This is a genomic window from Mycolicibacterium komossense (assembly GCF_025822605.1).
In the GTDB taxonomy this organism is placed as follows: Bacteria; Actinomycetota; Actinomycetes; order Mycobacteriales; family Mycobacteriaceae; genus Mycobacterium; species Mycobacterium komossense.
This window is the reverse complement of record NZ_JACKTY010000047.1, coordinates 147,134-160,276: the sequence shown is the minus strand read 5'-3', so window position 1 is coordinate 160,276 and position 13,143 is coordinate 147,134. Positions and strand designations below refer to the sequence as shown.

Sequence of the window (13,143 nt, the reverse complement as noted above, 5' to 3'; positions counted from 1 at the left end):
CGTCAGGGAATGCGCACGGAGTGTAGGACGGCGTCGATGATGTTCTCTGATGTCACGCGGGCGGAAGCGGCTTCGAACCCAAGAATAAGGCGGTGCCGAAGGACCCGGTGTGCCAAATTGGCGATGTCGTCGGGAACGACGTGGTTGCGGCCCGACAGCAGCGCCAGTGCGCGCGCGGAGCGCATGAACGCGATGGTGGCCCGAGGACTGGCGCCATATTCCACGAGCCGGGCCAGCTGCGGCGAAAGGTATTGCGCGGGTGCGCGAGTGGCGGCGACGATCTCGCTGGCGTACTGCATCAGGACCGGGTCCATGTGCACCCCGGCCACGATCTGCTGGAGCCGACGGATGTCTTCGAGCCCGACGACGGGCCGGGTCGGGTTTGTCTTGTCGTAGACGCCGGCGTCGATCCGGAACAGCACCTCCACCTCTTCTTTCGCGGTGGGGTAACGCAGGATCTCCTTCAGCATGAACCGGTCGGTTTGGGCCTCGGAGAGCGGGTAGGTGCCTTCCTGGTCCACCGGGTTCTGGGTGGCAATCACCAGAAACGGCTCAGGGAGCGCGTGCATAACCCCGGCGATGGTGGTCTGACGTTCCTCCATCGCCTCCAGCATCGCGCTTTGCGTCTTGGCGCTGGAACGGTTGATCTCGTCGAGCAAGACGATGTTGGCGTGTACCGGGCCGAGTTGGGTGGCAAACGAATTCGTTGCGGCCTCATAGATCTGGGTGCCGACGATATCGCTGGGCAGCAGGTCGGGGGTGCACTGGATGCGCTGGAATCGGCCCTGCACGGAGTCGGCCAACACGCGAGCAGCGGTGGTCTTGGCCAGGCCGGGGACGCTTTCGAGCAGGATGTGGCCACCGGCCAGCATTCCGATCAGCAGCGACTCGCGGAGGTTGTCCTGGCCGACCACTTTGGTGGCGAACGATTGCGCTATCGCTGCGACGATGCGCTGCGCCTCGGTCATCATCTGGTGATCGGGTTGTACGCGTGCGGTCGTCATCGCACACCTCTCAAGTTGGTGGTACCAGCGAATAGTGTTGCGGCAGGGTCGAATTGAGTCTCAAAATCAGTTCTGGAAGTCCAGCGCCGGCGGGGTCTTCGTCAGGTCGGCGGTTCCAGTGACGAACGGGCTCAACGATCCGGTGGTCTGGCTTCCTGAGGTGTCCCTCGCGCCGAGGGGGATGGTGACTTTGCCGAAGAACATCATCGTCAGGTGGTAGGGGTCGAATGACTGCAGTTTGACCTGACTCAGGTCGGCCACGCCCCAACTGATCGTGCCGTCGACCAGGCTGCCGTCACTGTTCCTGATCGACTCCGGGCACGGTGGCGGCGGCGAGAGCTGATTGGACTTCTGGCATGACGCGTACACGTCGGCGATCGCATCCATGACAGCTTTGTTGCCTGCGTCGTTGATGCTGAAATCCGCCTGCACCCATGGGGTGTAGGACGTCAGGGAGTCCAGCAGCAGCGGCTGCGCCTTCACCTCCACGTAGGGGTTGCTGCTGCCCACATCGATCCAGCCGGGGAACACATAGGTGGTGCCGTCGCCGACCGGTTTGCCGAAGAACGTCATGGTGGTGGCCGCCGCTTCGGAGCCGATCCCGGGGGAGGGCTGCAACTTGAGGGCCGCACTGTCCAGGCGCCACCGATTGTTGCTGCGCTTGAGTTGCAGCGTGGCGTCGGAGGTTTTGTCGCCGAAGTTCGCCGCGACGTGCACCTGCGCCATCCCGAGGGAGCTCGCATTGCCGTCGTCGTTGAGGATGCGGATATTCGTGATGGGCCACTTGGCGATCTGCTGCTTGAGAATGTCGTCGGTCAGGAATTCTTTCGACGCTGGCTGATCGTCGCTGTAGGACAGCGCCGTCTCGGCATCGCCCTTGGCCAGCGCCTCGAGATAGCCCTTGACCGTGTCGCCCGCGGACCCGGCACCAGGGCCGCCGCCGCTGCCGGTCAGCGTCACCGCCAAGACGATGCCGACGACGACGAGCACCGCGACGCCGGCGACGATGGTGATGATCAGCGGCCTGCGGCTGCGCCCCCGCGGTGGTGGACCTGGCGGCCAGCCGCCGGGGGCAGGGCCGGGCCCAGCAGGCGGCCAACCCGCGGGCGGGCCGACAGGCGGAGGCCCCTGCCACGCGCCTGGCGCAGGAGGCGGGCCGGGCTGGGCGGGCGGTGCGGGCTGCTGCCAGTTAGCTGGCGCGGGGGGCCAACCGCCACCGCTGGGCGGTGGTTGCCACCCCCCGGCGCCGGAAGGAGGTGGGGAGTTGTCCGGACCGATCGGGTTCGAACCTCCGAACTCGCGCCCACCACCTGGCAAGTTGGTCACTGGACCCTCCCCTGAATATCCCATGTCCACTCGGTGCGGTTGCCAGGGCAACGTTCGGTGGTTACGCCCAAAGGTATATGGAATCCCGAGTTGTCAGCTAGTCACCAGCCCGTCGGGGCCGATCGGCAGGTAGCCCCAGGCCCTTGGCGTGCAGGTTTTGTGCTTCCGTGGCCGTCTAGAGCCAGTGATTCTTGCGGAAGTTGCGATACAGGAAGCCGCACACGGAGGCCATCAACAGCAGAACCGCCGGGTAGCCGTACGTCCACGACAGTTCCGGCATGTGCTCGAAGTTCATCCCGTAGATGCCGGCGATCATCGTCGGCACGGCCGCGATGGCCACCCAGGCCGAGATCTTGCGCATGTCGGTGTTCTGCTGCATGCCGACCTTGGCCAGCGCGGCCTGCACCAGTGAGCTGAGCATCTCGTCGTAGGTGGTGATCTGGTCGGCGGCCGCCGTTGCGTGGTCCAGTACGTCGCGCAGGTAGCGCAGGACTTCCTTGCTGACCAGATCCTTGTGATCGGCGGAGATGCGTCCCAGTGCCACCGACAGCGGGTTGACCGCCCTTTTGAGCTCGACGACTTCGCGTTTGAGGAGGTAGATGTGGTCGATATCGGTTTCGTTCTCCGAGGAGAACGCGTTCTCCTCGATGGAATCGATATCCTGCTCCATCAGCCCGGTGACCTCCACGTAGTGGTCCACTACGTGGTCGGCGATGGCGTGCATGACCGCGTACGGGCCGAGCAGCAGATGCTCGGGGTCGTGGTCCATCGCCTTGCGTACGCTGGCGAGCCCGCTGTGGTCGCCGTGGCGGACGGTGACCACGAACTGCGGTCCCACGAAGATCATGATCTCGCCGGTCTCGACGATCTCACGGGCCAGCGCCACCGACTCGTGTGGCACGTAGTTCACCGTCTTGAGCACCATGAACAGGGTGTCGTCGTATCGCTCGAGTTTGGGCCGCTGATGGGCGTGCACCGCATCCTCTACCGCCAACGGGTGCAACCCGAAAACATCTGCGACAGCGTGCATCTGGTGATCGTCGGGTTCGTGCAGGCCGATCCAGACGAAGGCCTCCCTGCCGTCTGCGCACATCTCGCGGGTCTTCTCCTGCGCGGCCGCGTGGGTGTACTTACCCGGCAGTCTGGCCCCGTCGACGTAGACCCCGCAGTCGACCATCGCCCGGGCGACCGGCACATGGATGCGTTTGGCGTCGACAGTGGTATCAGGCTTGGCCCGGCTGGGGTTGATCAGCGATGGCGGTAGTGCGCGAAACGATGGCACGGTGGCACCTCCCTACACGGGCTTCGGGCCCCGTTGGGCCCCAGAGAATGCTACGCGTGAGTTGGGATGAGGGTGGTTCTCACAGGAGCTAACCAGCCCCGTTACGACTGTCGGGTGAAGTACCCTGACGCCGTGGCAGAATCGGTGAGTACTTCTCACCTCGTCATCGACGACGAGGAAATCTTCAAAGCCCACGAAGGCGGGAAGCTGTCGGTGCAGCTGAGCTCGCCGCTGGATACGCAGCGCGCCCTGTCGATCGCCTACACCCCGGGCGTTGCACAGGTCAGTCGCGCTATCGCCGGCGATCTGTCTCTCGCCGAGCGCTACACCTGGGCCAACCGCCTGGTGGTCGTCGTGAGCGACGGCAGCGCCGTGCTCGGCCTCGGTGATATCGGACCGGCCGCGTCGTTGCCCGTGATGGAAGGCAAGAGCGCCCTGTTCAAGACTTTCGGTGGGTTGGATTCCATCCCGATTGTGTTGGCCACCAACGATCCTGACGAGATCGTCGAGACATTGATCCGGCTGCGTCCGACGTTCGGTGCGGTCAACCTGGAGGATATCTCGGCGCCGCGCTGCTTCGAGATCGAGCGCCGGGTGATCGAGGCGCTGGACTGCCCGGTGATGCACGACGATCAGCACGGCACCGCGATCGTGGTGCTGGCAGCGCTGCTGGGCGCGACGAAGGTGCTCGACCGGGAGATGACGTCGCTGCGCATCGTCATCTCGGGCGCCGGCGCGGCCGGCGTTGCCTGCGCCAACATCCTGCTGGCCGCGGGTATCGCCGATATCACCGTGCTGGACTCGAAGGGCATTGTGCACACGGGCCGCGACGACCTCAACCCGTTCAAGGCCGAACTGGCTCAGCGCACCAACATTCACGGACTGACGGGCGGGATGGCCGAGGCCCTCGCGGGGGCCGACGTCTTCATGGGGGTTTCGGCCGGGCTGGTGCCCGAGGAGCTGATCGCCACGATGGCCCCCAATGGGATCGTCTTCGCGATGTCGAACCCCGATCCGGAAATTCACCCGGATGTCGCCAGGAAGTACGCCGCTGTGGTGGCCACCGGGCGCAGCGACTTTCCGAATCAGATCAACAATGTGCTGGCTTTTCCCGGCGTGTTTCGCGGGGCGCTGGACGCGGGAGCGCGCCGGATCACAGAGCGCATGAAAGTTGCTGCGGCAGAAGCGATCTTCTCCGTCGTCGGTGACGAACTGGCGGTCGATCACATCGTGCCGAGCCCGCTGGATCCGCGGGTCGCACTGGCGGTCGCCGCAGCGGTAGCCGAGGCGTCGCAGGTTGCCGAGCACTAGAACCAGGCCCCCTGCCGGCCGTGTGAAGCCGGCCGGCCGGCTCGCACTCGTGCTGCTGCTGGCGCTGCTCGCGGCCTGCGGGGACAACTCCGTCAAAGGCCCCTCGATGGCGGTCGGTGCGAGTCCGGACCCGCAGTCACAACTGCTGGCCAATGTCTACGCCGCGGCGCTGCGCTCCTACGGCACCCCCGCGCATGTCGAGACGTTGTCGGACCCGCTGGCCGGCCTGGACTCCGGTCAGGTCAGCGTGGTCCCCGGCCTCACCGGACAGCTGCTGCACGGTTTCGCTCCCGGTTCCTCGGACACCTCCGACGAGAAGGTCTACAAGGCCATGGTCGGCACCCTGCCCGAAGGGGTGTCGGTGGGCGATTACACCACCGCGGCCGAGGACAAACCCGCCGTCGCCCTGACCGAGACCACGGCGGCGGCGTGGGGTGGCCGTGATCTGACGACGCTGGTGAACCATTGCGCGGAGTTGACCGTCGGCGCGGTCAAGGGTGCCCGAACTCCGGCCAGGGTGGGGAAGTGCACCCTGCCGGCCCCCCGCGAATTTCCCGATGATGCGGCACTGTTCAACGCGCTGCGGGCCAAGCAGATCAACGCAGCCTGGACCACGACGGCCGATCCAGGGGTGCCGGGCGATGTGCTGGTCCTCACCGACGCGAAGCCGGCGCTGATCCAAGCGGAGAACGTAGTGCCGCTGTATCGCCGCAACGAGCTGACTGCCCGCCAGGTGCTTGCCGTCAACGAGGTGGCCGGTGTGCTGGACACCGCGGCTCTGAAACGGATGCGCCAGCAGGTCGCCGAGGGTACTGATCCGCAGGCGGCCGCCGAGGGCTGGCTGGCAGACAACCCGCTGGGGCGGTAGCTCGGCGACCGATGCAGAGCGAGGGACGAGCAGCTGGACAATCAGTACAGCGCTGGAGTCAGTGTCCCCCGGGCAGTGCCTTGGCCATGGCCGATGCGAACAGTCGCTGATACCCGGAACCGGTGATCCGGACGATGATGTCCAGTGCCTTGGCGTCGGGGCCGACCAGCACGCGGGCCTTCTTCTTGCGGACCGCCTCGAGGATGATCTTCGCGGCCCGCTCCGGGGTGGTGTTGGCCAGCTTCTTGTCGAACATCTTGGCCAGCTCCTTGGGGTCTAGCCCCTCGGCGGCGGTGGCGTTGCGGGCGATTGCGGTCTTGATCCCGCCCGGATGCACCGTGGTCACAGACACGCGGTGCTTGCTGTGCAGCATTTCCTGTCGCAGGGCCTCGGTGAAGCCGCGAACCGCGAACTTGGCCGCGTTGTAGGCGGACTGGCCGGGCACGGAAAAGATGCCGAACAGGCTGGAGACATTGATGACGTGGCCGTCGCCGGAGGCGATCAGATGCGGCAGGAAGGCTTTGGTCCCGTTGACGACCCCCCAGAAGTCGACGTCCATCACGCGTTCGATGTCTTTGAACGAGCTGACCTCGACATCACCGGTGAAGGCGATACCGGCGTTGTTGTAGATCTGGTTGACCTTGCCGAAATGCGCTTTGACCTCGTCGGCGTAGAGCAGAAAGGCTTCGCGCTCGGTGACGTCGAGGCGGTCGGCCTTGACCGGCACGCCGATCGCCTTGAGCTGCTCCTCGGTGGCGGCCAGGCCTTCGGTGTCGACGTCGCTGATCGCGAGTTTGGCTCCGGAGCGGCCCAGCTCGATGGCCAGTGCCTGCCCGATGCCCGATCCAGCGCCCGTCACGACGGCGACCTTGCCGGCGAAGCCTTCCATGCACACACTCCCTCTGTCGCTGTTGACTTGTGCAGAGCTTAGCCAGTACCGCCGGTATCGGGGTCTTTAGGGATTTCGGCGTGTTCCCGACCGCTGATCGATGGGGAACACGCCGAAATCACAACTAACCGAAAGCCTCGTCGAGGATTTCCTGCTGCTCGACGGCATGCACCTTCGACGAACCCGACGATGGCGCTGACATCGCGCGCCGCGAGATCCGCTTGATGCCGGTCAGCAGCTCCGGCAACTTCTCGGGCAACATCAGCCCGAAGAACGGCCACGCACCCTGGTTGGCCGGCTCCTCCTGCACCCAGAAGAACTCCTTGGCGTTCGGGTATTGCTCGATCGCCTTGCGGAGCCGCTTGTTGGGTATCGGGTAGAGCTGCTCGATGCGCAGGATCGCCACATCGTCGCGCTTGTCCTTGGCTTTGCGGGCCACGATGTCGTAGTAGATCTTGCCGCTGGTCAGCAGGATCCGTGTCACCTTCTCGCGGTCGCCGATCCCGTCCTCGTAGGTGGGCTCCTCGAGTACCGACCGGAACTTCTGCTCGGTGAAGTCCTTCACGTCGCTGACCGCGGCCTTGTTGCGCAGCATCGACTTCGGCGTGAACACCACCAGCGGGCGATGGATACCGTCGAGTGCGTGGCGCCGCAACAGGTGGAAGTAGTTCGCCGGTGTCGACGGCACCGCGACCGTCATCGAGCCTTCCGCGCACAGCTGCAGGAAGCGTTCGATTCGACCCGAGGTGTGGTCGGGGCCCTGGCCTTCGTGTCCGTGCGGGAGTAGGAGCACCACGTCGGAGAGCTGACCCCACTTGGCCTCACCGGAGCTGATGAACTCGTCGATGATCGACTGCGCGCCATTGACGAAATCGCCGAACTGGGCTTCCCATAACACCATTGCTTCTGGGTTGCCCACCGAGTAGCCGTATTCGAAGCCGACGGCGGCGTACTCCGACAGTGCGGAGTCGTACACCAGGAACTTGCCGCCGGTGGGGGTGCCGTCTTCACTGACCGCGAGCAGTTGCAGCGGCGTGAACTCCTCGCCGGTCTTGCGGTCGATGATCACCGAGTGCCGCTGCGTGAACGTGCCGCGACGGGTGTCCTGACCGGAGAACCGGATCAACTTGCCTTCGGCGACAAGGGTTCCCAGCGCCAGCAGCTCGCCGAACGCCCAGTCGACCTTGCCCTCGTAGGCCATCTCGCGGCGCTTCTCCAGCACCGGCTTGACCCGCGGATGCACGGTGAAACCCTCCGGCACCGCCAGATGGGCGTCACCGATGCGGGCCAGCAGTGACTTGTCCACCGCGGTGGTCAGTTTGGCCGGGATCACCTGATCGGACTCCACCGACTCGCTGGGCTCGATCTCGTGCTTCTCCAGGTCGCGGACCTCGTTGAAGACGCGTTCGAGCTGGCCCTGGTAATCACGCAGGGCGTCCTCGGCCTCTTTCATCGAGATGTCACCACGACCGATCAGGGCCTCGGTGTAGGTCTTGCGGACGCCGCGCTTGTGGTCGATGACGTCGTACATGGCCGGTTGGGTCATCGATGGGTCGTCGCCTTCGTTGTGCCCGCGGCGGCGATAGCACAACATGTCGATGACGACGTCCTTGTGGAACTTCTGCCGGAAGTCCACCGCCAGGCGGGCCACCCAGACGCAGGCTTCGGGATCGTCGCCGTTGACGTGGAAGATCGGCGCGCCGATCATTTTCGCCACGTCGGTGCAGTACTCCGAAGACCGTGAATGCTCCGGCGAGGTGGTGAACCCGACTTGGTTGTTGACGATCATGTGGATCGTGCCGCCGGTGCGGTACCCGCGCAGCAGCGCGAGGTTCAGTGTCTCGGCGACCACGCCCTGGCCGGCGAAGGCGGCGTCGCCGTGCAGCATCAGCGGCACCACGGTGTAGCCCTCGGGGGTGTCACCCTTGTCGAGCAGATCCTGCTTGGCCCGGACCAGGCCCTCCAGCACGGGGTCGACAGCCTCCAAGTGTGACGGGTTGGCTGTCAGGGATACCTGAATGTCGTTGTCGCCGAACATCTGGATGTAATTGCCGGTGGCACCGAGGTGGTATTTGACGTCACCGGAGCCGTGCGCCTGCGACGGGTTCAGATTGCCCTCGAACTCGCTGAAGATCTGCGAGTACGGCTTGCCGACGATGTTGGCCAGCACGTTGAGCCGGCCGCGGTGCGGCATACCGATGACGACCTCGTCGAGCGCGTGATCGGCGCACTGGTCGATCATCGCGTCCATCATCGGAATGACGGCTTCGGCACCTTCGAGCGAGAATCGTTTCTGCCCAACGTATTTGGTCTGCAGGAACGTCTCGAACGCCTCGGCGGCATTGAGCCGGCTCAGGATGTACTTCTGCTGGGCCACAGTGGGTTTGACGTGTTTGGTCTCCACCCGCTCCTGCAGCCAGGCTTGCTGCTCGGGTTCGAGGATGTGGGTGTACTCGACGCCCACGTGGCGGCAGTACGCGTCGCGCAGAACTGAGAGCACATCGCGCAGCTTCTTGTGCTGCGCGCCGGCGAAACCGTCGACCTTGAACTCGCGGTCCAGATCCCACAGCGTCAGGCCATGGGTGAGCACGTCGAGATCTGGGTGGCTGCGGAACCGGTCCTGCTGCAGCCGCAGCGGATCGGTGTCGCTCATCAGGTGACCGCGGTTGCGATATGCGGCGATCAACTCGATGACGCGCGCATTCTTGTCGTGGATCGAGTCGGGATTGTCTGTGCGCCAACGGATTGGCTCGTAGGGGATGCCGAGCTCGCGGAAGATCTCGTCCCAGAAGTCGTCGGACAGCAGCGAGTTGTGGATGGTACGCAGGAAATCGCCCGACTCTGCGCCCTGAATGATGCGGTGGTCGTAGGTCGAGGTGAGCGTGATCAGCTTCCCGATCCCGATCTCGGCGATCCGCTCCTCGCTGGCGCCCTGGAATTCGGCTGGGTACTCCATGGCGCCGGCGCCGATGATCGCGCCCTGGCCCGACATCAGCCGCGGCACGGAGTGCACAGTGCCCAGCGTGCCGGGGTTGGTCAGCGAGATAGTGACACCCGCGAAATCCTCGGCAGTGAGCTTGCCGTCGCGCGCGCGCCGCACGATGTCCTCGTAAGCGGCGATGAACTGCCCGAACGCCATCGTCTCGCAGTTCTTGATGGCGGCGACCACCAGGGAGCGCTGGCCGTTTTTGCCCTGCAGGTCGATAGCCAGGCCCAGATTGGTATGCGCCGGCGTGACGGCGTTCGGCTTCCCGTCGATTTCGGCGAAGTGCCGGTTCATGTTCGGGAACGCCTTGACGGCCTGGACGATCGCGTACCCGAGCAGGTGGGTGAACGAGATCTTGCCGCCGCGGGTGCGCTTGAGATGGTTGTTGATGACGACGCGGTTGTCGATCATCAGTTTGGCCGGGATGGCCCGCACGCTGGTCGCCGTCGGCACGGTCAGCGAAGCATCCATGTTGCGGACTACGGCTGCCGAGGCGCCGCGCAGGATCTGGTTCTCATCCGCCCCGGAGGCGTTATCCGACGCGGGCTTGGCAGCGGGTGTCGGGGCGGCCTTGGCGGCGGCTGGTGGGGCCGAGACCGAAGTGGAGGCGCCATTGCTGGTCGGCGGGGTCTTGGCCGGCGGTGCGGATTTCGCCGGCGCGGGCGCAGGCTTGGGGGAGGGCTTCGAAGAGGGCTTCGAAGAGGGCCCAGCCGCGGCGGCCGGCGCGGGCGGTGCGCTCTTGGTCACCGTGGCGGTCTGCCCGTTGGAGCCCGTGGGCGCGTCGGTGACGGACTCGGGGTTGTAGTCGACCAGAAACTCATGCCAGCTCGGGTCTACCGAAGAAGGGTCTTCCCGGAACTTCTGGTACATCTCCTCGACCAGCCATTCGTTCTGGCCGAATGGTGAACTTGTACTGCTCACGGCAGCTACTCGCCTCAATTCGTGTTCTGTTGTCTCAGGCAAGCTGTCCACTGCGGCTGCTTGCCACATTTCCGGCGCCGGGTCTAAGTTCCTGATGCCTGGCGGTTCCCCGACATTTCCGCGGTACCAGGCTATCGCGTGTGCTGCGGGTCAGACGGACTACTGGGGCTCTCTATGACCGGCAGCACGTGCAGGCTGCTCGGCCAGCGGCCCGGCGGCGGCCCGAATGCCGTCGCAGCGTTCTTGATGATCTTCTTGCCGATCAATCGGTTACCGCCGCCGCCGATCACCGCGCCGATGCCCGCGGGCAGGAGCTTGCCGAACGCCAACGCGCCCTTTCTGACCGCGTACTTCTTCATGAAGTACTTCAGCAGCCGCGAATTGAGCTGCGTCAGCGCAGGTAGCGGCAGTGTCGCTGCGCCTTCGCTCAGCCACGCGCCGGTGGTACGGCCGGGACCGACGAGATCGGCCACCGCACGTTTTCCGTCCTCGCCGACGAGCACCGCCAGCACCAAGGCGCGGCGCCGTTCGCGGTGCGCAGCCGGGATTCCGTGCACCTCGGCCACGGCCAGGACGAACACCGCGGTGGCTTCGAGGAAGACGACGGTCTCACCGGCGGCGGCGGATAGTGCTACCAGCGTGCCGATACCGGGAAAGAGTGCGGCCGAACCGACCGCCGCGCCGCTGGCCATCACCGCGGCGAGGTAGTGCTTCTGCAGCTTGCCGACGATCTCCGCGGGCGTCGCCTGCGGATTCGCGGCGCGCAACCGGTCGACGTAGGCCTTGATCGCCGGGGCCTGCACGCGTGACCCGGTCTCGATGACATGAGACAGCAGCCGGGCGGCGGCGCCGGGATCTTCCTGGCCCGCCGCGGAAAGGGGCCCAGCGGTAAGAGTGTCAGCGGGCAGCTTGGCCGGAGTGTTGGTGTTCTTGGATCGTCCGACGCTCATATGTGCCTCCCCTGGGACTGGCGTGCCTTTGTCAGGCTAGCGAAACGGCAACGAACGATGGTCTTCTTGAGTGCCCGCCCAGTGACTCCGGTCACGGTCTGCGTGCTCGGGAAGAATTTCGGGGCCAACCGTGCTGACCTGAGGCATGGCGGGTTCACCGGCAGCGAACAAGGCTGCCCACGACACGGCGGACGTGCTCGAACAAGGCGTCCCGAGTCGAACGAAGATGACCGTGGTGTTGGGCGCGTTGCTGGCGCTGGGGCCGTTGACCATCGATATGTACCTACCTGCGTTGCCGAAGATCGCCGACGACCTGTCGGTGACGTCTTCGGTGGCGCAGCTGACGCTGACCGGCACACTCGCCGGACTGGCGATCGGCCAACTGGTGGTCGGCCCGCTGTCGGATTCGTTGGGCCGACGCAGGCCGTTGATGGCCGGGATCGTGCTGCACATGGTCGCCTCGTTGCTGTGCCTGGCGGCGCCCAATATCGAGCTGCTGAGCATCGCCAGAGGCCTGCAAGGCATGGGAGCGGCGGCGGGGATGGTGGTCGCCGTTGCCGTCGTCGGCGATCTGTATGCCGAGTCGGCCGCGGCCGCTGTGCTATCGCGGCTGATGTTGGTCCTGGGAGTGGTACCGGTGTTGGCCCCGTCGCTCGGAGCTGTGGTGCTGCTGAAACTCTCCTGGCACTGGGTATTCGGCGTCCTGGTTGTGCTGGCCGGATTGCTGCTGGTGATGGCGGCGCTGGCGCTACCCGAAACGCTGCCGCCGGCGCATCGGCGCCCGCTGCGGGTGCGCGGCATCGTCAGCACCTACGGGGAACTGCTGCGCGATGTGAAGTTCATGACCCTGGTGCTGGTCGGCGCCCTCGGGATGTCCGGATTGTTCGCCTATATCGCGGGCGCCGCCTTCGTCCTGCAGGGACATTACGGGCTCAACCAGCAGGCGTTCGCGCTGCTGTTCAGCGCCGGCGCGATCGCACTGATCGGTGCGACGCAGTTCAACGTCGTGTTGCTCAAGTGGTTCTCGCCTCAGCGGATCGTGTTCTGGGCGCTGATGCTGTCCCTGCTGGGGGGAGTGGTGTTCATCGCCATCACCCAAACGCACACCGGTGGGCTGTACGGGTTCCTGACCCCGGTCTGGGTGATCCTGGGCGCCATGGGCTTTGTCATCCCCAATGCGCCCGCGATCGCGCTCGCGCGTCATCAGGACGCGGCGGGAACCGCGGCGGCTCTGCTCGGGGCGGCGCAGTTCAGCCTCGGTGCGGTCGTCGCACCGCTGGTCGGGGTGCTCGGCAACGACGAAAGCGCGCTGGCCTTGGTGATGACGGTCAGCGTCGCCATCGCGTTGGTGCTGCTGCTGTCGGCACGGTCCTCGACGTCGGTCGATGTCGAGGACGGCGACAGCGTGCTCGCTGAGACCGCGTAATTGCTCGCCCGAGGTTCCGTGAGCTTGTGGCTCTGAAGGTGAGTCCGTATCGTCGGCCGCAACAGGCCGGTTGGGTCAGATCGCCCGGAATCGCGGCCCCGGCTGGGTGGTCCAACAGCTTGGAATGGCAACATGCCCGGCGACTGGACACCATCCCAGGAGGCGGGAACGAGATGGCGA

Annotated in this window: 9 protein-coding genes; 3 read left to right on the top strand and 6 right to left on the bottom strand. The window is 65.4% G+C overall.

Annotation, left to right across the window (positions count from 1 at the left end):
- Positions 1-2: 2 nt before the first annotated feature.
- The 3 genes from H7J73_RS28280 to corA all read right to left on the bottom strand — a co-directional run bounded on the left by H7J73_RS28280 (position 3) and on the right by corA (position 3,612).
- Positions 3-1,004 carry an AAA family ATPase gene (locus H7J73_RS28280; RefSeq protein ID WP_264071124.1) on the bottom strand — a complete coding sequence of 334 codons (1,002 nt, stop codon included), beginning with the start codon at positions 1,002-1,004 and terminating at the stop codon, positions 3-5.
- A gap of 66 nt (positions 1,005-1,070) precedes the next feature.
- Positions 1,071-2,330 carry a hypothetical protein gene (locus H7J73_RS28275; protein WP_264071123.1) on the bottom strand — a complete coding sequence of 420 codons (1,260 nt, stop codon included), beginning with the start codon at positions 2,328-2,330 and terminating at the stop codon, positions 1,071-1,073.
- 175 nt (positions 2,331-2,505) lie between these two features.
- On the bottom strand, positions 2,506-3,612 hold the full coding sequence (corA, locus tag H7J73_RS28270) for a magnesium/cobalt transporter CorA (protein ID WP_264071122.1): 1,107 nt from the start codon (positions 3,610-3,612) through the stop codon (positions 2,506-2,508).
- A 114-nt stretch (positions 3,613-3,726) separates the two neighbouring features.
- Here corA and H7J73_RS28265 point away from each other — a divergent pair, with 114 nt between their 5' ends.
- Complete coding sequence (locus H7J73_RS28265; protein WP_435405592.1) at positions 3,727-4,923, top strand: NAD(P)-dependent malic enzyme; 1,197 nt, start codon at positions 3,727-3,729, stop codon at positions 4,921-4,923.
- A gap of 22 nt (positions 4,924-4,945) precedes the next feature.
- Positions 4,946-5,791, top strand: a complete 846-nt coding sequence (locus H7J73_RS28260; protein WP_435405591.1) for a glycine betaine ABC transporter substrate-binding protein — start codon at positions 4,946-4,948, stop codon at positions 5,789-5,791.
- A 58-nt stretch (positions 5,792-5,849) separates the two neighbouring features.
- Here the strand turns inward: H7J73_RS28260 and H7J73_RS28255 are convergent, their stop codons facing one another.
- The 3 genes from H7J73_RS28255 to H7J73_RS28245 form a co-directional block, all read right to left on the bottom strand.
- Positions 5,850-6,680 (bottom strand): SDR family NAD(P)-dependent oxidoreductase, encoded by an 831-nt coding sequence (locus H7J73_RS28255; protein WP_264071120.1) that lies wholly within the window; start codon positions 6,678-6,680, stop codon positions 5,850-5,852.
- A 124-nt stretch (positions 6,681-6,804) separates the two neighbouring features.
- Positions 6,805-10,587 (bottom strand): multifunctional oxoglutarate decarboxylase/oxoglutarate dehydrogenase thiamine pyrophosphate-binding subunit/dihydrolipoyllysine-residue succinyltransferase subunit, encoded by a 3,783-nt coding sequence (locus tag H7J73_RS28250; protein ID WP_264071119.1) that lies wholly within the window; start codon positions 10,585-10,587, stop codon positions 6,805-6,807.
- 131 nt (positions 10,588-10,718) lie between these two features.
- Positions 10,719-11,537 carry a hypothetical protein gene (locus H7J73_RS28245; protein ID WP_264071118.1) on the bottom strand — a complete coding sequence of 273 codons (819 nt, stop codon included), beginning with the start codon at positions 11,535-11,537 and terminating at the stop codon, positions 10,719-10,721.
- 226 nt (positions 11,538-11,763) lie between these two features.
- On the opposite strand from H7J73_RS28245, the gene H7J73_RS28240 reads away from it, so the two are divergent.
- Positions 11,764-12,963, top strand: coding sequence for a multidrug effflux MFS transporter (locus tag H7J73_RS28240; protein ID WP_264071205.1), 1,200 nt, complete (start codon positions 11,764-11,766; stop codon positions 12,961-12,963).
- The last annotated feature ends 180 nt before the right edge of the window (positions 12,964-13,143 follow it).

Excerpts from the sequence above, each read along its gene's own strand:
- H7J73_RS28255 (WP_264071120.1), bottom strand. The coding sequence starts at position 6,680 with ATGGAAGGCTTCGCCGGCAAGGTCGCCGTCGTGACGGGCGCTGGATCG.
- H7J73_RS28245 (WP_264071118.1), bottom strand. The coding sequence starts at position 11,537 with ATGAGCGTCGGACGATCCAAGAACACCAACACTCCGGCCAAGCTGCCC.
- H7J73_RS28240 (WP_264071205.1), top strand. The coding sequence starts at position 11,764 with ATGACCGTGGTGTTGGGCGCGTTGCTGGCGCTGGGGCCGTTGACCATC.
- H7J73_RS28280 (WP_264071124.1), bottom strand. The coding sequence starts at position 1,004 with ATGACGACCGCACGCGTACAACCCGATCACCAGATGATGACCGAGGCG.